This is a genomic window from Achromobacter sp. ESBL13, from assembly GCF_036668755.1.
GTDB lineage: Bacteria > Pseudomonadota > Gammaproteobacteria > Burkholderiales > Burkholderiaceae_B > Achromobacter.
This window is the reverse complement of record NZ_JAZEVT010000001.1, coordinates 764,062-788,432: the sequence shown is the minus strand read 5'-3', so window position 1 is coordinate 788,432 and position 24,371 is coordinate 764,062. Positions and strand designations below refer to the sequence as shown.

The window sequence follows — 24,371 nt, the reverse complement described above, 5'->3', positions numbered from 1 at the left end:
ACCAGGAGTCTGACCATGAATATCGGCGAAGCCGCAAAAAGCTCGGGCATCTCGGCCAAGATGATCCGGTACTACGAAAGCATCGGCCTGATCGGGCCGGCGGTCCGCACGGATTCCGGCTACCGGGTCTACAGCGACCACGACTTGCACACGCTGCGCTTCGTGCGCCGCGCGCGCGACCTGGGATTTTCCGTTGAGCAGATGAACGAATTGCTGGCGCTATGGAAGGACCGCAGCCGCGCCAGCGCGGACGTCAAGCGCATTGCGCTGGAGCATGTGCAGGAGCTGGAGCGCAAGGCCGAAGCGCTGCGCGACATGGCCGCCACGCTCAAGCATCTGGCGCAGAACTGCCATGGCGACGATCGGCCCGATTGCCCGATTCTGGAAACGCTGGGGCGCTCGCACTAAAGGCTGTGCCAGTACCGGCCCTGGCACAGCACGGGCCTTGGCCAGGCTAGCGCGGTTCCGGCAGCGTAGTTCGACGGCACTGGCCATGTACGCGGCCACGCTGAACGGCACGAACGCCAAGCCAACCGCGGCCAGCCGGCGCTGGGGCGATCAGTCTTTTGCAGGCGCGACCGGTTCCGCGACGGCGTCGATGTCGGCTTGCGCCACCCCGGCTTCGATGGCTTCGGCGGCAACGCCCGCTTCGGCAGCTTCAGCAGCAACGCGCGCATGGTAGGCATCAGTGGCCGCCTGCTTCGCAGCCGCTTTTTCAGCGGCGGCAAGCGCCTTGGCCTCTTCTGCCGCGATGGCGTCGGCCTCGGCCTGGATGGCGCGCTGGCGTGCGCGTTCCTTGACCTCGGCCACAGCCTCGGCGTCCAACGATTCGAACACCGCAATCGATTCCACATGGCCCGTGTGCGGGAACATGTTGATGACGCCGGCGCTCTTCAATTCGTACCCACCTTCATGCACCAGAATGGCCGCGTCGCGCGCCAACGTGGCCGGGTTACAGGACACGTAGACGATGCGGCGCGGGCGCTCTTGCACCGACAATTCGGCCAGCGCCTGCGACACCGCATGCGCGCCTTCGCGCGGCGGGTCGATCAGCATGCGGTCGAAATAGCCCAGGCTGCGCAGCCAATGCGCGTCCACCTCGAACAGGTTCAAGGTGGCAAAGCTGGTGCGCTCGGCCAGGCCATGGCGCGCCGCCGCGTCAAACGCGCGGTCGGTCAGGGCCTTGCTGCCTTCCACGCCCACGGCTTCGCGGCCCTGCGTTGCCAGCGGCAAGGTGAAGTTGCCCAGGCCACAGAACAGGTCAGCGACGCGGTCGGTGGGCTGCACATCCAGCAGCTTCAACGCGCGCGACACCATTGCGCGGTTGATGGCGTGGTTGACCTGCGTGAAATCGGTGGGCCGATACGGCATGCGCAGGCCGAATTCGGGCATGGTGTACGACAGCGTGTCTGCATGTTCGCGCTCTAGCGGGTGCACCGTTTCCGGGCCCTTGGCCTGCAACCACCACTGCACGTTGTGCTTGGCGGCAAAGGCACGCAGGATGGCGATGTCGCCGTCGGTCAGGGGCAGCAGGTGGCGCAGCACCAGGGCTGTCACGCCATCGCCCAACGACACTTCAATTTGCGGCATGCGGTCAGGCGCCGACATCGAACCGATCATCTCGCGCAGCGGCAACAGCAGGTCGCTGACGTGGCGCGGCAGCACATGGCATTCGCGCATGTCGGCCACATAGCTGCTTTTACGTTCGTGAAAACCTACCAGCACCCCGCCCTTCTTCGGCACGACGCGCACCGACAGGCGCGCGCGGTAGCGGTAGCCCCAGGTGGGGCCTTGCAGCGGCGGCAGGATGAGCGCGGGGCGCAGCTTGCCGACGTGCCAGAAGGTGTCTTCCAGCGACCGTTGCTTGATGGCCACTTGCGTGCTGGGTTCCAGATGCTGCATGGCACAGCCGCCACAGACCCCAAAGTGCGGGCAGCGCGGCTGGACGCGTTGCGACGACGGGCGCATGACCTCGTCCACGCGAGCAATCTCGTAGGAAGGCTTGCGGCGCAGCGTCACGGTGGTGACCCGTTCGCCCGGCAGCGCGCCTTCCACGAACACGACTTTGCCGTCGCGGCGGGCGATCCCCCTGGCTTCCAGATCCAGGGACTCAATACTCAAAACGTCTGACATCTCACGCAGTCCAGAATTACACGCAACCCATGATTGTAGAAGGACTGCGCCGATTCCCGGAAATGGTCTTTGACGGGGCCGGAAGGCCGGGGGGACGGCCCGCCTGCCAGGCAGCGCCGTCAAGCCATTCGCGTGCTGCCGGCGCCGCCCGATTGCCGCCACAACGCGATCATGGCGACCAACGCCGCCACCGCTCCGGCCAGGGGCAGCACGGGCAGTCCCACCCAGGCGATGGTCAGGCTGCCCAGCCCGCCGCCCACGGCGGTGCCCAGGTTGAAAGACGCGATGTTCAAGCCCGCCGCAACGGCCGTGAACGCCGGCACGTAGTGTTGGGCCTGTTTCAGCAGCCGCAGCGTCAGCACGGTCACAATGCAGAAAAACACCAGCCCCAGCGCCCCCGCCAGCACCAGCACGGCCCAAGACGACGCGCGCAATGGGTACAGGGCCAGCAAGGTTGCCACCAGGGCCGCCAACGCCAGCATGGCGGCGCGGTCGGGGTCCATGCGGTCCACGAGATACCCGCCCAGCAGATTGCCGCCAATCGAAAACACCCCGAACAGCAGCATGGCCGTGCTCAACTGCCGCACGCTTACCCCCGTGACTTGCAACAGGTAGGGCGACACGTAGGTGAAAAAGCAGAACGTCGCCACGCTGACCAGCGCACCGACGCCGGCCGTCGTCAACATGCGCGGATGGGCGATGGCCCGCAACCCTGCGGCCATGCCGGAGCCGGCTTGGGGTCGCGGCGGGACGCTGCCCCGTCGGCTTGGCCCCTGGCCTGCCAATGGCCCCGCCTGTGAGCCCGACTGTGTGTCCGGCTGCGGCCGATTGGACCGACCCGGCATGCAGCACAGCAGCCCGCCCAGCCCCACCAAGGCCAACACACCAATGGCCAGGAACACCACCCGCCAGGACCACACGCTGCCCAGGAACGTGCCCAGCGGCACGCCCAGTGCCAGAGCCAAGGTCAGGCCGATCCACACGACGGCGACGGCGCGGCCCGCGCGCGTCGGGTCCACCAGCCGAGTCGCCGCGTCGGACGCCACGGCCATGAAGACGCCATGCGCCAGGCCGACGGCAAAGCGCACGCCCAGCAAGATGGGCAACGTTGCGGACAAGCTCATCAACACGCTGCCCACCGCCAATATCGCCATGGCGCACGCAAGGATGCGGCGGTCGCGCCAGTGCGCCACCAACGCAGTCAGGATGGGTGCGCCAATGGCGGCGCCGAAAGCATAGGCCGCGATCGCCGTGCCCACCGCTTCAATGCGGGCGTGCAGGCTGTCGGCCATCGCCGACACCAAGCCCGCGACAACAAACTCCGACAAGCCAAAGGCAAAGGTGCAAACAGAGAAGATATAGACGGCGGTGGGCATGAGGCTTCCGGGCTCGACAAAGACAGTTGCCGAGCTTAGGGCGCCACCCCACATCCGTAAAATATCTTATTCATGCTGGAATAAGACCTTTTACGTCTTATGTGATTTGCTCGCCGTGCACGTCTTGCCGGGCTGAACGGATCGCGTCCAGGAGCCGATCCCGGACCGGAGAATCCCGCGACGGATTCCACGCCATCAACAAGTCCACCCGCAACAAGGCAGGCGGCGCATCGGCCGCCAGCGGCCGGAACACCACGTCGGCGCGCCCCGCCTGGGCCACCGATGCCGGCAGCAGCGCCACGCCAAAGCCTGCCGCCACCAGCGCCGCCACGGTCTGCAACTGGCGCGCTTCCTGCGCCACCCGGGGAACAAAGCCGGCGGTCTGGCAAAGCTGGATCAATTGATCGTGAAAGCCCTGGCCCAACCGTCGGGGCGACGCCACAAAGGCCTCGTCTTTCAATGCCGCCAGATCGACCACCGCCCGCGTATGCAGGGGATGCCCGGCGGGCAAGGCCACCTGGATGGGTTCTTGCAGCAGCGATTCAAATCGCAGGCTGGGTGTTGTGGCGCCGGGAGACCGCATGAAGCCGATATCGGCCTGGCCGGCCTCAAGCGCCAGCACCTGCTCTTGCGTGGTGGCCTCTTGCAGCGTGAAGGCCACGGCGGGATGCGCGCCACGGAAGTCCCGCAACGCGCGCAATAACGCGGCGTACGGCGCAATGTTGATGAAGGTCAGAGTCAGGTGGCCGTCCATGCCCTGGGCGACGCGCCGCGTGTGGGCGACGCCGTCGTCCAGCGCATCCAGAATGTGGCGTGCCGATTGCAGGAAAGCCGCGCCGGCCGGCGTCAGCGCCACGCTGCGATTGGTGCGTTCAAACAAGGGCGCGCCAATCTCTGCTTCCAGCCGGCGAATAGCCTGACTGAGCGGCGGCTGCGCCATGTGCAGGCGCTGCGCCGCGCGATTGAAATGCAGAGTTTCCGCCACGGCGACAAACTGCCGCAACAAACGGGTTTCGATCATCAAGACGCCCAGGATATTGTTCTGACGCCGCCAGTATATTTTTTATCCTGGGCGGGTGATCAGTCCAGTTCGGCGCGCGAAAACAGGTCTTGAATCAGCTTTTTGTCTTCGCAAGCGGCCTTGAACGCCAGGGCAAAGGCCTTAAGCGCTTCGCTATCGGACGAATAAGCGCAGAACGTATCGGCTTCCGGGTCGAAATCGATCGACTCATCCAGGTCCGGCTGTTTCTCGGTCAGAAAAACGACCGCCAGCGAGGTCCAGTCGTAGCCCGTCCCCAGGAAACCCTCTTCCCTTCTGCGGCGGAAAACTTCTTCCTTGTATTCCCCGACATTCAGGCTTACCGAGAAGTTGCCTTCGTATTCCATCCAGGAAAAAGGCTTGATTGCTTCTTCGAAATCGATAGTCACTGCGCTCAAAGCTCCTTGAATCCCCGGCCACCGACAATAGCGGCCAGGGTGATGCGCGGAAAGTGCCCCGTCGCATCTTGTGCGCGCCCATTAGAGGCAATTATTGCGATGTGTGCAACGCGCGCGGTTTTTTACCCCGCCTGAGCAAGCATGTGGCGCGCGTGCCGACCCGCGTCACAGACCCGCCACCGCCGCTCATCAGCGCACCGCCCACGAACAAAAAAAGGGGGAATTGAAGGGGACGGCCCCATCAGGCCGTCTCCATCAATCCCCCCAAACGCCGGCGCCCATCAAAGCGCCGCCACGGATTCAGGTTTAGAACGTGCGAGCCACCGAGAACACCGCGCCCAGTCGGCCGGACGGGTGCCCGTACTTGGTGGGCAGCCAGTTGTCCTTGGTGGCGCCCACTGCCGCCAGGCCCAACACCCAGCCCTTGATGTCCTTGGTCACGCCCAGCTTGTAGTCCACGTAATGCCCGATGGAGTCGCCGTCCATGTTTGTTTGGTTCTTCAGCTTTTGGTAGCCCAGGTGCCCCAGCAAGCCCCAGCCATCGCCCAGGTCGAACGTCGCGGTGCCATCCAGGTACCACGTGCCCTTGCTGTCGGGCGTGCTGAAGAAGTCGCTCGGCGTGTAGGAATACTTCAGCGAGTAGTTGCCGTAGGACGCGCCCAGATAGAGGTCGGTGTTGTTGTAGTTGCCGCCCTTGGGCGAGCTTGAGCCGGGGTAGTAGTAATGCAGCACACCAGCGTCCAGCGTGAAGCCGCCGCCCACGTCGCCCTTCCAGCCGCCGTAGAAATCCATTTCCAGGTTGCCGTCGGTAAACACGAAGTCAGAGACGTTGGAGTTCCAGTTGCCCAGATAGAAGCCCGAGCTGTGGGTCAGGTCGATGCCAACTTGCACGGCGGGGCGGAAGTCGGTCTGGGAATAGCCACGAAACCGATAGTCGCTGGCGATGGTGGCGTTACCGCTAAGTGAAAAACCGCCTCCAAGATCGGTGGGTTCGGCCTGGGCCGTCGAGGCGAAACAAGCGGCAAGCGCAAAAGGCAAGGCTAGCAACGTCTTCTTCATGGTGCGGAGTCCTGATCGGATTTAACGAGGAGGAGGACGGCCGTTGGCGCATCCATCTGGCCGGCTTTGCTGCGGTAGGCGCCGGCTCTATTCCCTTCAAGCAATGTCCGTGCCAGGTTTTATGCCGATGAAAAACGGGAAGGCAAACGGCTGGCTGCAAGCTGATAGACAGGCTGGTGCGCACGCGCGGGGCGGCTTGCGCTGCCTGGGATGGTTCAAGATGGCGCAGCGTGTGCACTACAAGCGGGCATGCGCCGACAGGGCGAAGACGCGCCGTGCATCAAGTTGGGGCGCGGGGACTAAAGCGCAATTCAGGCCCGATGCAAAAAACCCCGGCACGCCGCGTGGCGTGCCGGGGTTGGGTCTTCACGCGTCCGCCCCCACAAGGCGGCGGACGAGCCCGGACTTAGTTAGCCGCCGGTGCGGGCGGCGGAGGCGCATCCGCACCGGCCGGGGGAGCCGGCGGCGTGCCCGGCTTGCCCTTGCCGTGGCGCCCTTCCATCTTGGCGTGGCGTTCCTGCATCTTGGCTTCGCGGTCCTTGACCATCTTGGTCACCTGGCCGCGCTGCGTGTCGTTCAGGCTGTCCCACACGGCCAGCCATTGGTCACGCACCTGCTTGGCTTGCGGGCCGAACGCATCGTGCGACTGCTCGGACTGCGCCGCCAAAGCGCGGGGGTCCAGCTTGCCGCTATCCAGTTGCGACTTCAGCAGATCGTGGCGCTTGGCGCCGGCGGCGCGCATCGCCTCGTGCAGGCTGCGTTGGCCGTCCTGCGCGGTCTTGAACAGCACTTGCTGCTTGTCGTCCAACTTCAGCTGCTCAACCTGAGCCTTGGAAACCGGACCCAGGCCGGGGATGAACAAGCCGTCGCGCATGCCCTTGTGGAACTCGCCACCACGCGGGCCTTGGTGATGCATGGCGGCCGGGCCACCATCGGCCGGGGCCGAAGGTGCGGCCATGGCGGAGCCAGCCACCAGACCGCCCGTCGCGGCGACAAAAGCAAGAGCGGCCAAATTGGAGCGAATAGCGAATCGGGACATGTGTGTCTCCTGAAAGTGAAGAAAGCGAGGCCATTGTGCGGTTGTGGTGGTTTCAACCGGGTTTCGCCTACGCGTTCCATGTTTCAGTCGATTGCGTGCGCGCCAGACGTGAAAACGGGGCCTTGCGAGGCCCCGTTCTGGTCCTGGTCCACCACGCCGAAGCTGGCGCCGGGTGGCGTCGGATAGCGTGGGGTGACGTCAGGTAGCGTCCCAAGCCGCCATGTATTCCTTCCAGTGCGGCGCGTCGCTGGCGGACAGCGTGTCGCGCACCAAGGCGATCTCGGCGTCGTAGGCCGTGCGGTCCAGCTCGCCACGCAGAAAGCGAAAGCGGCAGTACACCAGCCAGGTGTTGACGACGTCGGTTTCGCAATAGGCGCGGACCTCGTCGGCGCGGCCGGTGTGCCACGCTTCCCAGACCTTGCTGCCGTCCATGCCCAACTTGCCGGGAAAGCCACACAGCTTGGCCAGGTCGTCCAGCGGCGCGTTGGCGCGGCCGTTGTACTTGGCCAGCACGTCCATCAAGTCCAGATGCCGCGTGTGATAGCGGGCAATGTAGTTGTTGAACTTGAAATCGCGGTCTTCTTCGCCCATGTCCCAGTAGCGGGGTGCGGGCACGCCCAGAATCAGGCTGCGGTAGTGCAGCACGGGCAGGTCAAAGCCCGACCCGTTCCAGCTGATGAGCTTGGGCGTGTAGCGTTCGATGGTCTTGAAGAAGCCGGCCAGCAAGGCGGCTTCCGGGTCGTCGGCCTGGCCCAGCGTCTTGACGCGAAAGCCCTGGTCGTCGCGGAACACGCAGCCCACCACCGCGACCTTGTGCAGATGCAGCGGCAGGAAATCGTGCCCCACGGCTTCGCGCCGCGCGGCCAGCGCGCGTTCCACCACTTCCAGGTCCGAGACCTCTTGGCCCCAGCCGTTGAGCTTGCGCAGCCCATCGGCATCGGGGATGGTTTCCAGGTCGAATACCAGGGTGGGCGTCATCGCGTGGGCAGGTACTGCATCGGGTCGACCGGCGTGCCCTGGCGACGGATTTCAAAGTGCAGGCGCGGCGACGTGGTGTCGCTTTGGCCAAGTTCGGCGATCTTGGCGCCGCGCTTGACGTTCTGGCCCGTCTTCACCAACAGCGCGCGGTTGTGCGCGTAGGCGGTGATGAAACCGTTCTGGTGTTCAACGATGATCAGGTTGCCCAAGCCCCGCACGCCGTTGCCGCTGTACTTGACCAAGCCATCCGCCGCGGCGGTGATCGGGTCACCCAGCGCGCCCGAAATGTCGATGCCCTTGCTGCTGGCGTTGAAGGTCTGCACGATGGCGCCGCTGGCGGGCCATGCCCAGTTGATGACGCTTGCATCCGCCGCGCGCGGCGTGGGCTTGACGTCGACGGGCGCCGGCGCGGGCGTTGCTTCGGGCGGCGGCGTGGTGGTCGTGGCAGCCGGGGTTTCCGGCTGGTCAAGCGGGCGAGGTTGCGGCTTGACGCTGGCGATCGGCGCGGGTTGCGCGCCCGTGCCGGAGCCGCCGGACATCTTCAGCACCTGGCCGACCGAGATCTGGTTGGGGTCGCTGAGGTTATTCCAGCGCTTGACGCTTTCGATGTCCACGTTGTTGGCGCGGGCGATCTTGTAAAGCGTGTCGCCCGGCTTGACCACATAGCTGCCACCGGGCTGAGCCGTTGACGCTGGTTGTCCGGCGGTCATGTCGACCACCGGAGCGCGAGTTCCTTTTGATGCGCAGCCGGCCAAAATAGCCAGGCTGAGTGCCCCCACGATAAAGAGCGGGCGGCGCAGGCGCGTCATGGACGCGCCCATAGTCATATCGGTCAGTTGCGACTGCCCGTTGAGCATACGTTTCTCCTGTTTGCTCAAGATTGTATTCCGGCGCGTAGCGGCACAAAGCGCACGGCCTCTAATTCAGTGCGTTTCCAGCTGGCCGCGCCGGTGCGTTCGATCAGCACCAAGCGCTGGTTCGTGCCCCCTTCGGGAGCGATAAGGCGTCCGCCTGGTGCAAGCTGCGTAAGCAGCGCTTGCGGAATGGCCAGGCCAGCGGCAGCCACAACGATAGCATCGAACGGCGCCACGCCGGGCAGGCCCAGCGTGCCGTCGCCGTAGATCAAGCGGATGCGCGTGGTCAGCCGCAAGGCGCGTAAATGCTCGCGCGCAAGCTCGTAAAGACCACGGATGCGTTCGATGGAATGGACCTCGCGCACGAACTGCGCGAGCACTGCCGCTTGATAGCCACAGCCCGCGCCCACTTCCAAAACGCGGGTCGGCGCGCGGTCTTCGCAAGCCGCCGCGATCATGCGCGCGACCACCCACGGTTGCGAGATGGTTTGCGAATGGCCGATGGGCAGCGCGGCGTCTTCGTACGCGCGGCTGGCCAGCGCTTCGTCCACAAACAGATGACGTGGCACGGCAGCCATGGCGTTCAAGACGCGTTCGTCGGAGATGCCCTGGCCACGCAGGCGTTGCACCATCGCCTGGCGCAGCCGGTCGGAATTCAAGCCAAGATTGTTTCCCGCCGCTGGCGCGGGCGCCTGGGTCTGGCGGGGCAGCGTGGCGGCCGAAATGCGGGTGTTGCTATTGGTGGCCGTGACGCCCGGGCTTAGGCGACCCGAGTCGTAGCGGACGGGGCTGGGCCGGCCGGGCACGGCCTGCGAGACATCGGGTTGGCTTACGCGTTTGCGCATAACGGCTCCGCCCAGGTTCTGATTTCGTCAAGCTGGCTGTGCTGGGTCAGGTCCAGCCGCAAGGGCGTGACCGATACCGTGCCCTGCTCCACCGCATGGAAATCGGTGCCGGGCGTGGCGTCGGCGGCCAGGCCGACCGGGCCGATCCAGTACACCGTGTCGCCATAAGGCGTGGTGGTGCGCACGACGGGCTGCGAGGGATGCCGCTTGCCCAAACGCGTGACCGCGAAGCCGTGGAGGTCTTCAAAGCGGCGATTCGGGATATTGACGTTAAGCAGCACGGGCGCGGCCAGCGGCTGGGCCAGATGGCGTTCCACCACCTGGCGGGCGGCGCGCGCGGCGGAGTCGATGTGTTCCCAGCCCTTTTCAGCCAACGAAAACGCGATGGCGGGGATGCCGAACAGATAGCCTTCGCTGGCGGCGGCCACCGTGCCGGAATACAAGGTGTCGTCGCCCATGTTGGCGCCGTTGTTGATGCCGGAGACGACCAGGTCGGGCCGGGCGTCCATCAAACCGGTCAGCGCCACGTGCACGCAATCGGACGGCGTGCCATTGACGGCAATGAAGCCGTTCGAGGCCGTGCGCACGGACAAGGGGCGGTTCAACGTCAGGGAATTGGAGGCGCCGCTGTGGTTGGTCTCGGGCGCAACGACGGTGAGATCGCCCAGGCCTTGCAGCGCCGCTACCAGCGCTTCGAGCCCAGGGGCCGAATAACCATCATCGTTCGAAACCAGAATTCGCATTGTGCATCCGAAAGAAAATAAAACGCGGAAGGACGTGTCGGATTGTACCGTCCGCCGTCCCGCCCTGTATGACTGCGTGCAACCACGGGGCTTGCACGCCACGCTCGATAACCCGTAGCCAGGGGCTGCGCGCGGCGCGGTAGAATCCGCGCCATTACGACAACAACGGACTCCCTTTCCATGGCGATTACCGAACCCTCCCTGGCGTTCACCGCCGCGCTCGTCCTGCTGGCCTACCTGATCGGCTCCGTGCCGTTCGCCGTGGTCGTCAGCAAGCTGATGGGGTTGCAGGACCCTCGCAGCTACGGGTCCAAGAACCCGGGCGCGACCAATGTGCTGCGCACCGGCAACAAGACCGCCGCCGCGCTGACCTTGCTGGGCGACGCGGCCAAGGGCTGGTTCGCCATCTGGCTGGCCGAAAAACTGGCCCCCGGCATCGCGCCGACCGGTCTGGCGCTGGTGGCGCTGGCCGCTTTCGTGGGCCACCTGTACCCGGTTTTCCTTGGATTCAAGGGCGGCAAGGGCGTGGCAACGGCGCTGGGCGTGTTGGTCGCGATCCAGCCCTGGCTGGCCGTGGCCACCGCCGCCACCTGGCTGATCATTGCCGTCTTCTTCCGCTATTCCTCGCTGGCCTCGCTGGTGGCGGCCTTCTTCGCGCCGGTGTACTACGTGTTCGGCTCGGGCCTGGCCTGGTATGCGCAGCCGGCCATGGGCGTGGCGCTGGCCGTGATCGGCGTGCTGCTGTTCTACCGTCACCGCGCCAACATCACGCGTCTGGTCCAGGGCACCGAAAGCAAGATCGGCGGCAAGAAAAAGCCGGGTTGATCAGGCAATATCGGCAAGATCCCAGCGGGGTTTGACCGTGAAGCTGTGCGCATCGGCGTCCAGTTTCACCAGCCCGGCCTTGACCCTTTCGGCTGCCGCGAAGGCGATCATCGCGCCGTTATCGGTGCATAGTTCCAAGGGCGGAAAATACGCCTGGGCCCGCAAGGGCTTGAGCGCCGCGGCCAATTTGGCTCGCAACAGCTGGTTGGCGCCCACGCCGCCGGCCACCACCAGGCGGCGCAATCCCGTCTGCTTCAACGCCTTGATTGACTTGGCGGCCAATACATCGACGATCGCGCCTTGGGTAGCCGCCGCCAGGTCAGCCCGCGTCTGCTCGTCCAGCCCACCCGCCTTTTCCGCCGCCTTTACACGGGTCAGCACGGCGGTTTTCAGCCCACTGAAACTGAAGTCCAGGTCACCGCTGTGCAACATGGGGCGCGGCAGGTCGAAACGGCTGGCGTCGCCCTGCCCGGCCAGCTTGGCCAGCGCCGGGCCGCCGGGATAGCCCAGGCCCATCAGCTTGGCCGATTTGTCGAAGGCTTCGCCCGCGGCGTCGTCCAGCGTTTCGCCCAGCAGTTCGTAGCGTCCCACGCCGTCCACCCGCATCAGCTGCGTATGGCCGCCGGACACCAGCAACGCCACAAAAGGAAAGTCGGGGCGCGGGTCGGCCAACATGGGCGACAGCAAGTGGCCTTCCAGGTGATGGATGCCGATGGCCGGCAAATGCCGTGACCACGCAAAGGACTGCGCCACGCTGGCGCCTACCAGCAAGGCGCCCGCCAAGCCCGGGCCGGCCGTATAGGCCACCGCGCCAATGTCCGACATTTGCAGGCCCGCGTCTTGCAGCACCTGGCGTGTCAAGGGAACCACGCGCCGGATATGGTCGCGCGAGGCAAGTTCGGGCACCACGCCACCATATTCCTGGTGCATGGCGATCTGGGTATGCAAGGCGTGCGCCAGCAGACCGCGTTCCGTACAGACGGCTGCGACACCGGTTTCGTCGCAGGAGCTTTCAAAGCCGAGGATAATCATGGCGGCAGAGTTTACAACTGATGCGAAAATACGCGAGTTTTGAAATGGTGCGGCGCCTGTCTGGCCCCGCCGACAACAACCTACAAGCCTGCAAACACACTGGGGACTGGAATGCTGGAGAAGTTATTCAAGCTGCGTGAACACGGCACGAACGCGCGCACCGAGATCGTGGCCGGTCTGACGACGTTCCTGACGATGTCCTACATCATCTTCGTCAACCCGGACATCCTGTCGTCCACCGGCATGGACCGCGACGCCGTTTTCGTGGCGACCTGCCTGGCGGCCGCGCTGGGGTCGCTGGTGATGGCATTGATCGCCAACTGGCCGATCGGCATGGCGCCCGGCATGGGCCTGAACGCCTTCTTCGCGTTCACCGTCGTCAAGACCATGGGCTACACCTGGGAACAAGCGCTGGGCGCCGTGTTCATTTCGGGCGTGATCTTCTTGATCCTGACGATATCGGGCATCCGCGTCTGGCTGGTCAAGGGCATTCCGCATTCCCTGCGCAGCGCGATTGCGGCGGGCATCGGGCTGTTCCTGGCGATTATCGCGCTGTCCAGCGCCGGCATCGTGGTTGCCCACCCGGCCACCAAGGTTTCCCTGGGCAACTTGACCACCCACGGCCCGCTGTTCGCCATCCTGGGCTTTTTCATCATTGCGTCGCTGGATGCGTTGCGCGTGCGCGGCGCCATCCTGATCGGCATCATCGTGGTCACCGTGCTGTCGATGGCGCTGGGCTACAACGAATTCAAGGGCATTTTCTCTGCCCCGCCCAGCTTGGCGCCCACCTTCCTGAAGCTGGACGTCATGGGCGCGCTGCACAGCGGTTTCGTGCACGTGATCCTGGTGTTCGTGCTGGTGGAAGTGTTCGACGCCACCGGTACGCTGGTGGGTGTGGCCAAGCGCGCGGGCCTGGTCCCCGAAGGCCGCCCCAACCGCCTGGGCCGCGCGCTGTTCGCGGACAGCACCGCCATCGTCGCTGGTTCGGCCCTGGGCACCAGCAGCACCACGGCCTTCGTGGAAAGCGCATCGGGGGTACAAGCGGGCGGCCGAACCGGCATGACCGCATTGGTTGTGGCGCTGCTGTTCCTGGCCGCATTGTTCATCTCGCCGCTGGCCGGCGCCGTCCCTGCCTACGCCACCGCCCCCGCCCTGCTCTACGTGGCCGGCCTGATGATGCGCGAACTGATCGAGATCGACTGGAACGAAGTCACCGAAGCCACCCCGGCCGCGCTGACCGCACTGGTCATGCCGTTCACGTACTCGATCGCCAACGGCATCGCCTTCGGCTTCATCAGCTATGTGGTCCTGAAGACCGCCACGGGCAAGGTCCGCGACGTGCACCCGGCCACGTGGCTGGTGGCCGTGCTGTTCGTGATCCGGTACGCGTTCTTTCCGGAATAGCCGGACCCACAAATGGCTTCTGTAAGCCGCCCGGCGACCGCCGCGGCGGCTTTTTTAATTGCCGCCTTGCGCCGCACCAACTTCTTTGCGCGTGCGGTCAGCCACCGCGTGTACCAACAGAACGGCCGCCAGCACAGCCGCCACAACGTTGCCAATCAGCAAACCGTTAAAGACGGGACCAAGTTCCGCAGGATCAAACCAGCTTAGAGATAGGGGGACGCCCACCACAATCAACGAAAGGCGTAGCAACGGCGGGATCGCCCTCCAATCAAGCAACCTAAGCAACGTAATGAACAGCATCGCCAATCCATCAAATGCCACGATCCATATCGCAAGAAAGAAAATACTGAGCAATTGCGTGGAAATAGTCCCGAGATAAAGCCATGAAAGCAACGGGGACGCAACGTGTAGCCCCACACTGCTTATGGCGACATAAGCCAACCCGAATATCGCAAGCCCCTTCATATCCCCGAGAATGCTGGCCGAACGTTCGGACGCAACGTTCCCCACGGCGCGCGTCATCCCGACATAGATAACCGAGGCAATGTTCAGGAAATTGATTCCAATGGCGAGCAGGGCTACCAGCTGTTCGTGCCCCCGCGAATTGACATAAGCGAACAGCAACGACATGCCCCCGGTGAATATCAAGCCCACCAGGGCCTCGGATCGTCCGTAGCTAAACAGGTTTTTCCATTCTGGGAGATCGAGATTTGGCCAGATCGCGATTCGATGCCGAACCAGACAGCCATACACGACGAAGCCCAATAGCAGAATTCTGACTAGCGTGGTCGCGCAGGCCACCGCCACAGCAGGTGAGGACCAGCCAAGATTGATCAGGAACACGTCAAGAATGACGTTTACAACCGCTGCCCCAGCGGTAAGCCTGAATACCCACCCAGCACCTCCTGATGCCTCAATTAGCGCGCAAAGCGCGATGTATATCGTCACGGGAATGATCCCGACAGCAAGCGCGTAATAACTGTCACGCGCATTTACCGAGACCTGCATGACGACTCCCATTGCCATCGACATCAGGAAGAGTAGAGAACCGACCAGCAATGCATAGCCAACAACTGACCCTGGGATGGAGCTGGAAGACGACTTTTTCATGTTGAACGCAATATTCACCCCTACCGTCAGCCCGAGCCCAAGAACGATATAGACCTGGGAAAACTGCACTGCAAGCGCAAAGTCCGCGGTTTCTGCCAGAGAGAGTCTGCCCAGAATCATCAAGTCCAGCGACACCATCGACAGGGCCACCAACCGGGACCCGGAAATAGTCAAGGATTGGCGGGTCAAGGCCCAATAATTCACTCTTCCTCCCTCCGCGACCGAAGGGTGCGCGAAAAGCCGTTCGTCTTCGGGCGTCCCGGGGCGCAAGGGAGCCCTCTTTGGCAGAAAGGTAGCAGACAGATTTTGAAATTCATGCCCTGGCCACAAATTCGTAGTTTTACGAACTGCCGGCCCCGCGTGGCAGATACAACCCGCCCGCCCGCAAGGTTGCTGCCTTCTCCGGTTGAATTCGTCGATACACTCCCCATGTATCCCGTATGGAGTTCACCTTGCGCCCTACCCGCCTTGTCCCCGTGTTGCCGTCCTGTCGTGCCGTTGCCTTGAATAAGGAGACGTCCGCATGAGCGCCCTAGCCCGCATCCCGTTTTCGGTCTTGGATCTGGCCCCGATTGTTCAGGGCCGTGATGCCGCGGACGCGTTTCGCAACACCGTGGCGGTGGCCCAGCACGTTGAGAAGCTGGGATACAACCGCTTCTGGTTGGCCGAGCACCACAACATCAACGGCATCGCCTCCAGTGCGACGGCCGTGCTGATCGGCCATGTGGCCGGGCACACGAGCACGCTGCGCGTGGGGTCCGGCGGCATCATGTTGCCCAACCACGCGCCCTTGATCATTGCCGAGCAGTTCGGCACTCTTGAAACCCTGTACCCCGGCCGCATCGACTTGGGCCTGGGCCGCGCGCCCGGCAGTGATGGCGCCACGCAGCACGCGCTGCGCCGGGGGCCCCGCAGCGGTCTGGAATTTCCCGCGCTGGTTGAAGAATTGCGGGGCTTCCTGGCGGCGTCCCGTCCCGGGCAGCCCGTGCGCGCCATACCGGGCGAAGGGTTGGACATTCCGATCTGGCTGCTGGGTTCCAGCGATTTCAGCGCCCGCCTGGCTGCCGAATTGGGCCTGCCGTTTTCGTTTGCGGGGCATTTCTCGCCCGAAGGCATGGCGGCCATGCGCCTGTACCGGCACCTGTTCAAGCCGTCGGCCACGCTGTCGCGCCCTTACGCAATGATCGGCGTGCCGGTGGTGGCGGCCGAAACCGACGAGGCGGCCCGGCGTCAGGCGACCACGCAGCAGCTTAAATTTCTGTCTTTGGTACGCGGCCACCGCCTGCAATTGCAGCCCCCCGTCGACAGCATGGAAGGTTTGTGGAACGAATGGGAGCGTGAAGCGGTCAATCAAAGATTGGGCGCTTCCATCGTGGGCGGGCCGGACACCGTCAAGCGGCGGCTGGAGGCCCTGGTGGCCGAAACCGAGGCCGACGAAGTCATGATCGTGTCCGACTTCTTCGATATCGCGGATCGCCTGCGCTCTTTCGAGATCGTCGCGTCGTTGAAGAACGACGCCGGCGCCTCTACAAAAACCGCGGTCTAAGCACCGCTGACTGCGCTCTCCACAGCGCCAACCATTGCGACGCTGCCATCGCCCGCTCTACTATTACGCCAGAGCGCGTGGCACATAAAGCGTCGCCGAATCAGGCCGGGGCAGGCACACCCCGGATCTCGACCCCGACTTTTTGCGCCGCGCTCCGCGGCAAGGATCCAAAATGAGTATTGTTGAACTCACCAAAGAAAGCTTCCAGGACGCCATCACGCCGGACGGTACCCTGATCGTCGACTTCTGGGCTCCGTGGTGTGGCCCGTGCCGTGGCTTTGCTCCTGTTTTTGAGCAAGCCGCAGCCGAGCACACCGATGTCACGTTCGCCAAGGTGAACACCGACGTCGAGCAGGAACTGGCTGGCGCCCTGGGAATCCGGTCGATTCCCACGCTGATGGTCTTCCGTGAGAAAGTCCTGCTGTTCTCGCAACCCGGTGCCTTGTCGGGCGGGCAACTCAATGAGCTGCTGGCCAAGATCAAGGAGGTGGACATGGAAAAGGTCCACCAGGAAATCGCCGCGGCGCAAGACAGCCAGAACGCGTAAATAACCAGGGGCCCGACATCGGGCCCCTTTCCATTGCAGCGTGCGGTCTGGTCGGCGGGCTCAGGACACGAGCTCCCACGCCGAGCGTCCGCGCGTGATGTTGGCGACGGTGACTTCCAGGTCACCCACCGCGGCGCGTGGCACGACGAAGCACAGCGATACGCCGTCTTCGTTGAAGTCTTCCTGCTGCACCACCGCCCCGGCTTGCCCCAGGCGCGACTTCAACAGCGCCAATTCCGCAAAACCACAGGTGCATGTCACGGTGGCCAGGTCCACGATTTCGGTGCGCTGCCCCAGGCGCAGGCAATTGGCGGCGCAACCGCCATAGGCCCGCACCAGCCCGCCCGCGCCCAATTTGATGCCGCCATACCAGCGCACCACCAGCACTGCCACGCGGTCCATGTCCTGCCCTTCGATGGCTTGCAGGATGGGGCGGCCGGCCGTGCCGCCGGGCTCGCCATCGTCATTGAACCGGTATTCCTGACCGATGCGATAGGCCCAGCAATTGTGGGTGGCTTCGGGGTCGCTGTGCTGGGCAAAGAAACGCATCGCCTCGTCCACGGTGGCAACCGGGGCGGCGTAGGCGACAAAGCGGCTTTTCTTGATGTCTTCCTGATAAGAGCAGGAAGCGGTCAGCGTGTGCGTCATGCCCGGCATTGTAAGTGTTGGGCGGGGGCTTGCCGCTAGCCGTGGCAGTCGGGCACTTCCTGGTCCAGATAGACGTCGAACGCCACATCGCGCGCCCATTTCGCGGTCATCGCCTTCCAGGCGCCGGCCTGGCTCCAGGTGCGCATCTCGTTTGCCATCCAGGCCCGATCGGCCGCGCCCGAGGCGGGCAGCAGCCACACCCGTTCGCGGGTGTCGCCGTCGGCGGCCAATGTTGACGAGAACTTCTTCCACTCTGGAAAGCGCACCAGCGGTTCCCAGACCGCGTCGTCCACCAGGCCGACGTCGCAAACGCCCTCGCGCACCGCAACCAGCGCATCGGATGGCACGCGGTACGTCCGCACCGCCGCGCCCCAACTTGCCGCCAGCGCGCGCGCGTGGGTGTCGGCTTCCGCCATGCAGACGGTGTGCCCTTTTGCGTCGGCCGGCTTGCGCAGGCGGGTGTCGCTGCGTATCACCGCCTTGGGGCGCGCACGGTAACCAGTGGGTTGCACCGCCAACGTTGCCGGGGCCGGCTGGACGTCGGCGTCATCGGCCAGCACCACGTCCACTTTCCCGGCCGCCAGGGCCGCGCCCGCCTCATCCGCCGTGACCTGTTGCAAGCGTACGGGCAGTTTCAGGCTGGCGCCCAGGCGTTCGGCCATGTTCGCGTCGAGCCCGTCTGGCGTGCGGATCTTGGCTCCTGCCACGGGTGGCGGCGCCAGATACGGCACGCCCACCACCAGTTCGCCGCGCTCACGGGCGGCCGCAAAGGGCGGCGGCTCGGCATGCACCGCGCTTGTGCCTAGCAGCAGCATGCCTGCTGTGATCAGCGCAAGGCGGCGCAACGGTCGCGTGGTTTCAGACATGGACTTGAACTCGGACTTGAGGCTGGACTGCGACTTTGGAGTCGGGCTGGAACGACCACGCGGGCTGACTGGCGACCTTGAATGCGGGCGTCGACCCGCCGTCAAACGTACTGATACCGAAGCAACCGGTGCTTCAGGTTTTCAAGCACAAACTGGTCGATCAGCGCGGCCAGCACGGCGATGACGAGGATGTTGGTCATCACGCCCGTCATGTCGGCGATTTCGCCCGAGTACGCCAGCGAACGACCCAGGCCCTTGCCGAAACCGATCAGCATTTCAGCCGAGATCAGCGCGCGCCAGGCGTTGCCGAAAGCCAGCTGCGCGCCGGTGATCAGTTCGGGCATGACGGCGGGCAGGTACACCCGCTTGACCAGGCCCCACCGCGTTGCGCCCATCACGCGCGCGGCCGACACGTGCACGCGCTGCACGGATTCGGTGGCGTTCATAACACTGAGCGCGGCGGGAAAAAACGCCGACAGCGCCACGACGACGATGATGGGCGTGTTGCCAAAGCCCATCACGATCAGGAACAGCGGCACCCACGCAATGGATGGAATCGATTGCAGAATGACGATGGCGCTACGCAGCACTTCTCGGAAGAAGAACAGCACGGCGGCCACCAGGCCAAAGCCGATGCCGGCCACCAGCGCCAGGCCGTACCCCGCGCCCAGCCGGCCCAACGTGCCCATCAGGCTTTGATGAAACGACTGTTTGCCCAGGTCTTCGAACAGGCGCTGGACCACGGCCGGCACGCCCGGCATCAGGAAATCAGGCAAGGCGAACGCCGCCAGCTGCCACAACAACAGAATGAACAGGACGCCCAAAACGCCCGCAAGATGCTTGCGGGCGCCGGTCACTCGGGTAGACGAGCTCAAAGTTTGCGCGCCTCTTGCCAGGACAGATCAACGATGCTGGACACGTCGTACGGCCTGCCGTCGCGCGTTTTCAGCGAACCTTGGGCTTGCAGGATATCGGCGATTTCCTGCATGCGCGCCGTGTCTTTCTGCGTGAGCTTGGGCGTGAACACCTGCGTGCTGATGGCCTCGGCGATCACCGTTTCGCGCGGCAGTTCGCCCCGCGACAGGGTCTTGAGCGTGGGCTCGGCGATGAAGTACGACGCGATCAGCTTGGACGCCTGCGCCGGTTCCTTCTGCAGCAGCGTGATGGCCTGGTTCTGCGCGTCCAGCGCCTTCCATACGTCGTCCTTGCGCTTGGCCAGCGTCTCACCGGAGGTGATCACCACCATGCACGGGAACGGCCACGCCTGGCCAACTTCGTAGATCTGCTTGACCGGCGCTACGAGTTGCGCGATGCGGTCATAGGGCTCGAACAGGAAGGCCGCGTCCACGCGCTTGCCCACCAGCGACTGCACGGCAACGGCCGGGCTGACGCCCATGACGTTGACGTCGTCGGCGCCAAGGTTGCCCTGCTTGAGGACCACGCCCTTCAACACCACGTCCGCCGTGCTGCCTTCGGCTTGCGAGGCCAGCGTCTTGCCCTTCAGGCCGGCGATGTCCTTGATACCGGAATCGTCGCGCACGATCAGCGAGTGATAGCCCTGCTGCGCGCCGCCCACCACTTTCAGGTCGGCGCCCTTGGAGGCCCACGCGACGGCGTTGGTGAAGCCCAGCACGCCGATGTCCAGCTGGCCGCCTACGATGGCCTTGATGAGATCGGTGCCCGACTTGAATTCGATCAGCTCGGAATCCAGCCCCGCGTTCTTGTAGAAACCGCCCTCTTGCGCGACGATTGCTTGCGCATCGTCCATGACGCGCAGATAGCCCACGCGGAATTTTTCGGCGGCCATCGCGGGGGCCGCGGCCAACAGCGCGGCCGCTAGCGGCAGGGACAGCCATTGCTTCAATTTCATGGGTAAAGCTCCAGGGAATTCAACGGTGGCGGCGCGAAAACGCCGCGACGGATAAGGATGGGGTCAGGCCAGGATGGGGTCAGGCGGCCAGCGCCATGTCGGCATGAGCATGCGAGCCGTCCACGGCGATGCCAAGCAGGCGCAGGATCTCGCGCTTTTCAGCGGCCAGATCGGACAGGTCGTGCGTCTTGGCACGATGCGCCAGGTTGAATTCGCGCAGCACACGGGCCGGACGCGGGCTGAAGACCACAATGCGATCGGCCAGGAACAGCGCTTCGTCAACATCGTGCGTGACGAGCAGCACGGTGGGCTTTTCCTGGGCGATCAGTTGGCGCAGCACGTCTTGCAGGCTAAGGCGGGTCAGCGCGTCAAGCGCGCCGAACGGCTCGTCCATCAGCATGGTCTGGGGCTGGGCGATGAAGGCACGCGCCAGCGCAGCGCGTTGCCGCATGCCGCCGGACACCTGGTGCGGATAGTAGTGTTCGAAGCCGGCAAGGCTGACGCGCGCCAGCCATTGGCGAGCGCCCTCGCGGGCGCGCTTCTTGGGAATGTTCTGAAATTCCAGCGCCAGCGCCACGTTGTCTTCCAGCGTCAACCACGGGTACAGCGCGTGTTCCTGAAATACCAGCGTGCGGCTGGGGTGCGGACCGGCCACGGGCTTGCCGTCGGCCAGGACGCGGCCCTGCGTGGGCTGTTCCAGGCCTGCCGCCAGGTGCAGCAACGTGGACTTGCCGCAGCCCGAGGGGCCGACCAAGGCGACGAGTTCACCGGGCTTGATGTCGCTGGTGAAGTCGTCCACCACGGGCAGGTCGCCAAAGTGTTTGTGGACGTGATCGAAGGTCAGGTTCATGGAACGAATCGTAGGCGCGCGTGAAGACGAGGCCTAAATCTAACAACTCGTTATATGAATTCAAACGATCAATATTGAATGTCTTTAAAGCTTCTCGTTATATGAATAACGACACCTAGGCATTAGCGGGTGGCGGCCTGCGCGACGGCTTGCCGGCCGGCGTGACGTTGCAGTCCAAACGCGATCACAAACCCGATCACCACCGCCAGCGCGGCGGACAGAAAGATGGGCGGATAGCCATAACCGCTGGAGATATAGCCGGCGACAGGCCCGGTTACGCCCAGCGCCAGGTCCAGAAATGCCGAATAGGCACCCAGCGCCGCGCCTCGGCTGCCCGCCGGCACGCGCGCCACGGCTTCGACGCCGATGGCAGGGAAAATCAACGCGAACCCGCATCCCGTCAACGCGGCGCCCAGCAGCGCGGCGGTGGGATTGGGCGCCAGCCACAGCATCAGCAGGCCCGCCGCTTCCACCAGAAAGGAAACCTGCGCCACGCGAAAACCGCCATAACGCGTAATCGTGCCGGCAAACAGCAGCCGCACGCCGATGAACGCGCAACCGAAAGCGCTGAGCGCATGCGCCGCGCCTTCCCAGGACATGCTGGTGTAGTAAAGCGCCACGAAGGCAGCCAGGGTGCCAAAGCCCACCGACCCCAGCCCCAACGCCATGCCGTGCGGAAAGACGCGCAGCACCACGCTCTTGAACGCCATCCGGTGGCCGCCGACGATGGACACCGCCGCGCGGCTGATGGCCAGCCCCAGGCCGGCCAGACCCAGCAGCAACACCGCCCCGCCTAGCGCGCCCATGCTCCATTCCCGCTCAAGCGTCACGCCCAACGGCGCGCCCAGCGCCAAGCCGCCATACGTGCAGATGCCGTTCCACGAGATGACGCGCGCCGTGTGCAGCGGCCCGACCCGCGCGATGGCCCAGGTGGCCGACCCCGTGCCCACCCAGCTTTCCCCGAACCCCAACGCCAGCCGGCTGACGATGATTGCCGTCATGCTCAACCACGCGCTGCGTTCGAAGGCATAGGCCAGCAACAGGAAAACGCCGCTGGCCGCGCAGGCGACCATGCCGATCACGACGGTTTGCTTCGGGCCCACCGTGTCCGCCATGCGTCCGGCGTGCGAGCGGCTGAGCAACGTGGCCACGTACTGCACGCTGATCGCCAGCCCGGCCAGTACCGTGCCATAGCCCAGCTTGTCGTGCACATAGCCGGGCAACACCGCCAGCGGCAAGCCGATGGCCAGGTAGCAGATGAAGGTAAAGAAGGCGATAGCGACGATGCGAAACGTCAGCGCGTACGTGCTGATCGGCGCGCCGTCCGGCGTGCTGTGCGGTGTGGGGGACATTGGTCTGGAAAAAAAAATGCCTGGCCGAGCGGCTCAGGGTAAACCCGATGATAGCGCAATCAATATTGCAGCTTGCTGAACAGCGGTATGGCTTAAAAAACGCGGCGCGCCCCGAGAGGCGCGCCGTGAGAGACGGGATGGGTTGCGGACACGCCGGCCGAGCCGGACAGGTGCCGCAGTCAGGACCACATCAAGCCAACGTCAGGCCGACATCATGCCGACATCACACCCAGCGGGCTCAGGCTTCGATGCCGCGCGATTCCAGATAGTCTTCGTAGCCGCCGCGGTAATCGATGATCTCGCCCGAGGGCAGGATTTCGATCACGCGAGTGGCCAGGCCGGACACGAATTCGCGGTCATGGGACACGAACACCAGCGTGCCCTCGTACTTTTCCAACGCGAACTGAAGCGATTCGATCGATTCCATGTCCAAGTGGTTGGTGGGCTCGTCCAGCAGCATGACGTTGTGCCGGCCCAGCATCAGGCGGCCGAAGGTCATGCGGTTCTTTTCGCCGCCGGACAGCACCTTGGGCGCCTTGGGCAGGTCGTCCGCCGAGAACAGCAGGCGGCCCAGCACGGAACGGATCGACTGGTCGTCGTCGCCCGGCTGGCGGTGGTCGCCCATCCAGTCCAGCAAGTTGATGTCGGTTTGCAGGAATTGGTCGGACACGTCCTGGGCCATGTAGCCCAAGTCGGCGTTATCGGACCATTTCACCGAGCCCGAATCCGGTTGCAGTTCCGTGGCCAGCAAGCGCAGCAAGGTGGTCTTGCCCACGCCGTTGGCGCCGATGATGGCGATTTTTTCGCCGGCGTCGACCATCGCCGAGAAATTGGTGATGACCGGCGCGTCGTAAGCCTTGGTCAGGTTTTCAACCGTGACCGCCAGGCGGTGCATGACCTTGGTTTGTTCAAAACGGATGTATGGGTTCTGGCGCGACGACGGCTTGACCACGACCTGGTCCGCCTTGATGCGATCGATCTGCTTCAAGCGCGAGGTGGCCTGGCGCGACTTGGACTTGTTGGCGGCAAAGCGGCGCACGAAGTCTTGCAGTTCGGCGACGCGTTCCTTGGCCTTGGCGTTGTTGGACACCAGGCGCTCGCGAGCCTGGGTGGAAGCCAGCATGTAGTCGTCGTAGTTGCCCGCGTAGATGCGGATTTCGCCGTAGTCCACGTCGGCCATGTGCGTGCACACCTGGTTCAGGAAGTGGCGGTCATGGCTGATGATGATCATCGTGCTCTGGTAGCTGTTGAGCACGTTTTCCAACCAGCGGATGGTGTTGATATCCAGGTTGTTGGTGGGCTCGTCCAGCAGCAGGACGTCGGGGTTCGAGAACAGCGCCTGCGCCAGCAGCACGCGCAGCTTCCAGCCCGGCGCCACTTCGCGCATGGGCAGGTTGTGCTGGTCCACGGCGATTTCCAGGCCCAGCAGCAGTTCACCGGCGCGCGCTTCAGCGGTGTAGCCGTCGTATTCGGCGAACTTGGCTTCCAGATCGGCCGCGCGCATGTAGTCGTCTTCGGTGGCTTCCGGGTTGGCGTAGATGGCGTCGCGCTCGGACATGGCGGCCCACATTTCGGTGTGGCCCATCATGACGACGTCCAGCACGCGCAGGTCTTCGAACGCGAACTGGTCCTGGCGCAGCTTGCCCAGGCGCACGCCCGGTTCCAGCGACACGTTGCCGCCGGATGCTTCGAGGTCGCCGCCGATGATCTTCATGAACGTCGACTTACCGGACCCATTGGCCCCGATCAGCCCGTACCGGTTGCCTTCTCCGAACTTGACGCTGACGTTCTCGAAAAGGGGCTTGGGACCGAACTGGATGGTGAGATTGGCTGTGGATATCACGGTATTTTGAGTCT

Annotated in this window: 24 protein-coding genes; 5 read left to right on the top strand and 19 right to left on the bottom strand. The window is 64.3% G+C overall.

The window, feature by feature from the left end:
- The first annotated feature begins 15 nt into the window (after nucleotides 1-15).
- Nucleotides 16-408 carry a Cu(I)-responsive transcriptional regulator gene (cueR, locus tag V6F88_RS03665; protein WP_332608024.1) on the top strand — a complete coding sequence of 131 codons (393 nt, stop codon included), beginning with the start codon at nucleotides 16-18 and terminating at the stop codon, nucleotides 406-408.
- A gap of 150 nt (nucleotides 409-558) precedes the next feature.
- On the opposite strand, the gene rlmD is transcribed toward cueR, so the two are convergent.
- From rlmD to surE, 10 genes are all read right to left on the bottom strand, one after another.
- Nucleotides 559-2,133 carry a 23S rRNA (uracil(1939)-C(5))-methyltransferase RlmD gene (gene rlmD, locus V6F88_RS03660; protein ID WP_332608023.1) on the bottom strand — a complete coding sequence of 525 codons (1,575 nt, stop codon included), beginning with the start codon at nucleotides 2,131-2,133 and terminating at the stop codon, nucleotides 559-561.
- 119 nt (nucleotides 2,134-2,252) lie between these two features.
- Entirely contained in the window at nucleotides 2,253-3,509 is a 1,257-nt protein-coding gene (locus V6F88_RS03655; RefSeq protein ID WP_332608022.1) for an MFS transporter, read from the bottom strand.
- 97 nt (nucleotides 3,510-3,606) lie between these two features.
- Nucleotides 3,607-4,530: a LysR substrate-binding domain-containing protein gene (locus V6F88_RS03650; protein ID WP_332608021.1), complete on the bottom strand. Its 924-nt coding sequence runs from the start codon at nucleotides 4,528-4,530 to the stop codon at nucleotides 3,607-3,609.
- Nucleotides 4,531-4,589: 59 nt separating this feature from the next.
- Nucleotides 4,590-4,937, bottom strand: a complete 348-nt coding sequence (locus tag V6F88_RS03645; protein WP_332608020.1) for an Imm51 family immunity protein — start codon at nucleotides 4,935-4,937, stop codon at nucleotides 4,590-4,592.
- Between the two features lie 315 nt (nucleotides 4,938-5,252).
- Nucleotides 5,253-6,005: a TorF family putative porin gene (locus V6F88_RS03640; protein WP_104143884.1), complete on the bottom strand. Its 753-nt coding sequence runs from the start codon at nucleotides 6,003-6,005 to the stop codon at nucleotides 5,253-5,255.
- Between the two features lie 406 nt (nucleotides 6,006-6,411).
- Nucleotides 6,412-7,044 (bottom strand): hypothetical protein, encoded by a 633-nt coding sequence (locus V6F88_RS03635; RefSeq protein ID WP_332608019.1) that lies wholly within the window; start codon nucleotides 7,042-7,044, stop codon nucleotides 6,412-6,414.
- A 198-nt stretch (nucleotides 7,045-7,242) separates the two neighbouring features.
- Nucleotides 7,243-8,022 carry a 3'-5' exonuclease gene (locus V6F88_RS03630; protein ID WP_046804987.1) on the bottom strand — a complete coding sequence of 260 codons (780 nt, stop codon included), beginning with the start codon at nucleotides 8,020-8,022 and terminating at the stop codon, nucleotides 7,243-7,245.
- The gene (locus tag V6F88_RS03625; RefSeq protein WP_332608018.1) at nucleotides 8,019-8,879 is read right to left on the bottom strand and encodes a peptidoglycan DD-metalloendopeptidase family protein; all 861 of its coding nucleotides are present in this window, start codon (nucleotides 8,877-8,879) and stop codon (nucleotides 8,019-8,021) included. The genes V6F88_RS03630 and V6F88_RS03625 overlap by 4 nt, the downstream gene beginning before the upstream one ends.
- 17 nt (nucleotides 8,880-8,896) lie before the next feature.
- Nucleotides 8,897-9,721 carry a protein-L-isoaspartate(D-aspartate) O-methyltransferase gene (locus tag V6F88_RS03620; protein ID WP_332608017.1) on the bottom strand — a complete coding sequence of 275 codons (825 nt, stop codon included), beginning with the start codon at nucleotides 9,719-9,721 and terminating at the stop codon, nucleotides 8,897-8,899.
- Nucleotides 9,706-10,464 (bottom strand): 5'/3'-nucleotidase SurE, encoded by a 759-nt coding sequence (surE, locus tag V6F88_RS03615; protein WP_332608016.1) that lies wholly within the window; start codon nucleotides 10,462-10,464, stop codon nucleotides 9,706-9,708. The genes V6F88_RS03620 and surE overlap by 16 nt, the downstream gene beginning before the upstream one ends.
- Before the next feature lie 180 nt (nucleotides 10,465-10,644).
- On the opposite strand from surE, the gene plsY reads away from it, so the two are divergent.
- Nucleotides 10,645-11,289: a glycerol-3-phosphate 1-O-acyltransferase PlsY gene (gene plsY, locus V6F88_RS03610; protein ID WP_332608015.1), complete on the top strand. Its 645-nt coding sequence runs from the start codon at nucleotides 10,645-10,647 to the stop codon at nucleotides 11,287-11,289.
- Here the strand turns inward: plsY and tsaD are convergent, their stop codons facing one another.
- Nucleotides 11,290-12,321: a tRNA (adenosine(37)-N6)-threonylcarbamoyltransferase complex transferase subunit TsaD gene (gene tsaD, locus V6F88_RS03605; protein WP_332608014.1), complete on the bottom strand. Its 1,032-nt coding sequence runs from the start codon at nucleotides 12,319-12,321 to the stop codon at nucleotides 11,290-11,292.
- A gap of 111 nt (nucleotides 12,322-12,432) precedes the next feature.
- On the opposite strand from tsaD, the gene V6F88_RS03600 reads away from it, so the two are divergent.
- On the top strand, nucleotides 12,433-13,725 hold the full coding sequence (locus V6F88_RS03600) for an NCS2 family permease (protein ID WP_332608013.1): 1,293 nt from the start codon (nucleotides 12,433-12,435) through the stop codon (nucleotides 13,723-13,725).
- Nucleotides 13,726-13,779: 54 nt separating this feature from the next.
- On the opposite strand, the gene V6F88_RS03595 is transcribed toward V6F88_RS03600, so the two are convergent.
- Nucleotides 13,780-15,039 carry a hypothetical protein gene (locus V6F88_RS03595; RefSeq protein ID WP_332608012.1) on the bottom strand — a complete coding sequence of 420 codons (1,260 nt, stop codon included), beginning with the start codon at nucleotides 15,037-15,039 and terminating at the stop codon, nucleotides 13,780-13,782.
- 319 nt (nucleotides 15,040-15,358) lie between these two features.
- Here V6F88_RS03595 and V6F88_RS03590 point away from each other — a divergent pair, with 319 nt between their 5' ends.
- Both V6F88_RS03590 and V6F88_RS03585 read left to right on the top strand, forming a co-directional pair.
- Nucleotides 15,359-16,381 (top strand): LLM class flavin-dependent oxidoreductase, encoded by a 1,023-nt coding sequence (locus V6F88_RS03590; protein ID WP_332608011.1) that lies wholly within the window; start codon nucleotides 15,359-15,361, stop codon nucleotides 16,379-16,381.
- Between the two features lie 172 nt (nucleotides 16,382-16,553).
- Complete coding sequence (locus tag V6F88_RS03585; protein ID WP_332608010.1) at nucleotides 16,554-16,928, top strand: thioredoxin family protein; 375 nt, start codon at nucleotides 16,554-16,556, stop codon at nucleotides 16,926-16,928.
- A gap of 60 nt (nucleotides 16,929-16,988) precedes the next feature.
- On the opposite strand, the gene V6F88_RS03580 is transcribed toward V6F88_RS03585, so the two are convergent.
- The 7 genes from V6F88_RS03580 to V6F88_RS03550 all read right to left on the bottom strand — a co-directional run bounded on the left by V6F88_RS03580 (nucleotide 16,989) and on the right by V6F88_RS03550 (nucleotide 24,357).
- Nucleotides 16,989-17,576, bottom strand: coding sequence for an IMPACT family protein (locus V6F88_RS03580; RefSeq protein WP_332608009.1), 588 nt, complete (start codon nucleotides 17,574-17,576; stop codon nucleotides 16,989-16,991).
- A 35-nt stretch (nucleotides 17,577-17,611) separates the two neighbouring features.
- Nucleotides 17,612-18,442, bottom strand: coding sequence for an ABC transporter substrate-binding protein (locus V6F88_RS03575; RefSeq protein WP_442880144.1), 831 nt, complete (start codon nucleotides 18,440-18,442; stop codon nucleotides 17,612-17,614).
- A 101-nt stretch (nucleotides 18,443-18,543) separates the two neighbouring features.
- Entirely contained in the window at nucleotides 18,544-19,317 is a 774-nt protein-coding gene (locus V6F88_RS03570) for an ABC transporter permease (RefSeq protein ID WP_046804996.1), read from the bottom strand.
- On the bottom strand, nucleotides 19,314-20,312 hold the full coding sequence (locus tag V6F88_RS03565; RefSeq protein ID WP_332608008.1) for an ABC transporter substrate-binding protein: 999 nt from the start codon (nucleotides 20,310-20,312) through the stop codon (nucleotides 19,314-19,316). Before V6F88_RS03565 ends, V6F88_RS03570 begins: the two co-directional genes overlap by 4 nt.
- A gap of 79 nt (nucleotides 20,313-20,391) precedes the next feature.
- On the bottom strand, nucleotides 20,392-21,162 hold the full coding sequence (locus V6F88_RS03560) for an ABC transporter ATP-binding protein (protein ID WP_332608007.1): 771 nt from the start codon (nucleotides 21,160-21,162) through the stop codon (nucleotides 20,392-20,394).
- A 122-nt stretch (nucleotides 21,163-21,284) separates the two neighbouring features.
- Nucleotides 21,285-22,514, bottom strand: a complete 1,230-nt coding sequence (locus V6F88_RS03555; RefSeq protein WP_332608006.1) for an MFS transporter — start codon at nucleotides 22,512-22,514, stop codon at nucleotides 21,285-21,287.
- 238 nt (nucleotides 22,515-22,752) lie between these two features.
- Nucleotides 22,753-24,357, bottom strand: coding sequence for an ABC-F family ATPase (locus V6F88_RS03550; protein ID WP_332608005.1), 1,605 nt, complete (start codon nucleotides 24,355-24,357; stop codon nucleotides 22,753-22,755).
- Nucleotides 24,358-24,371: the final 14 nt, after the last annotated feature.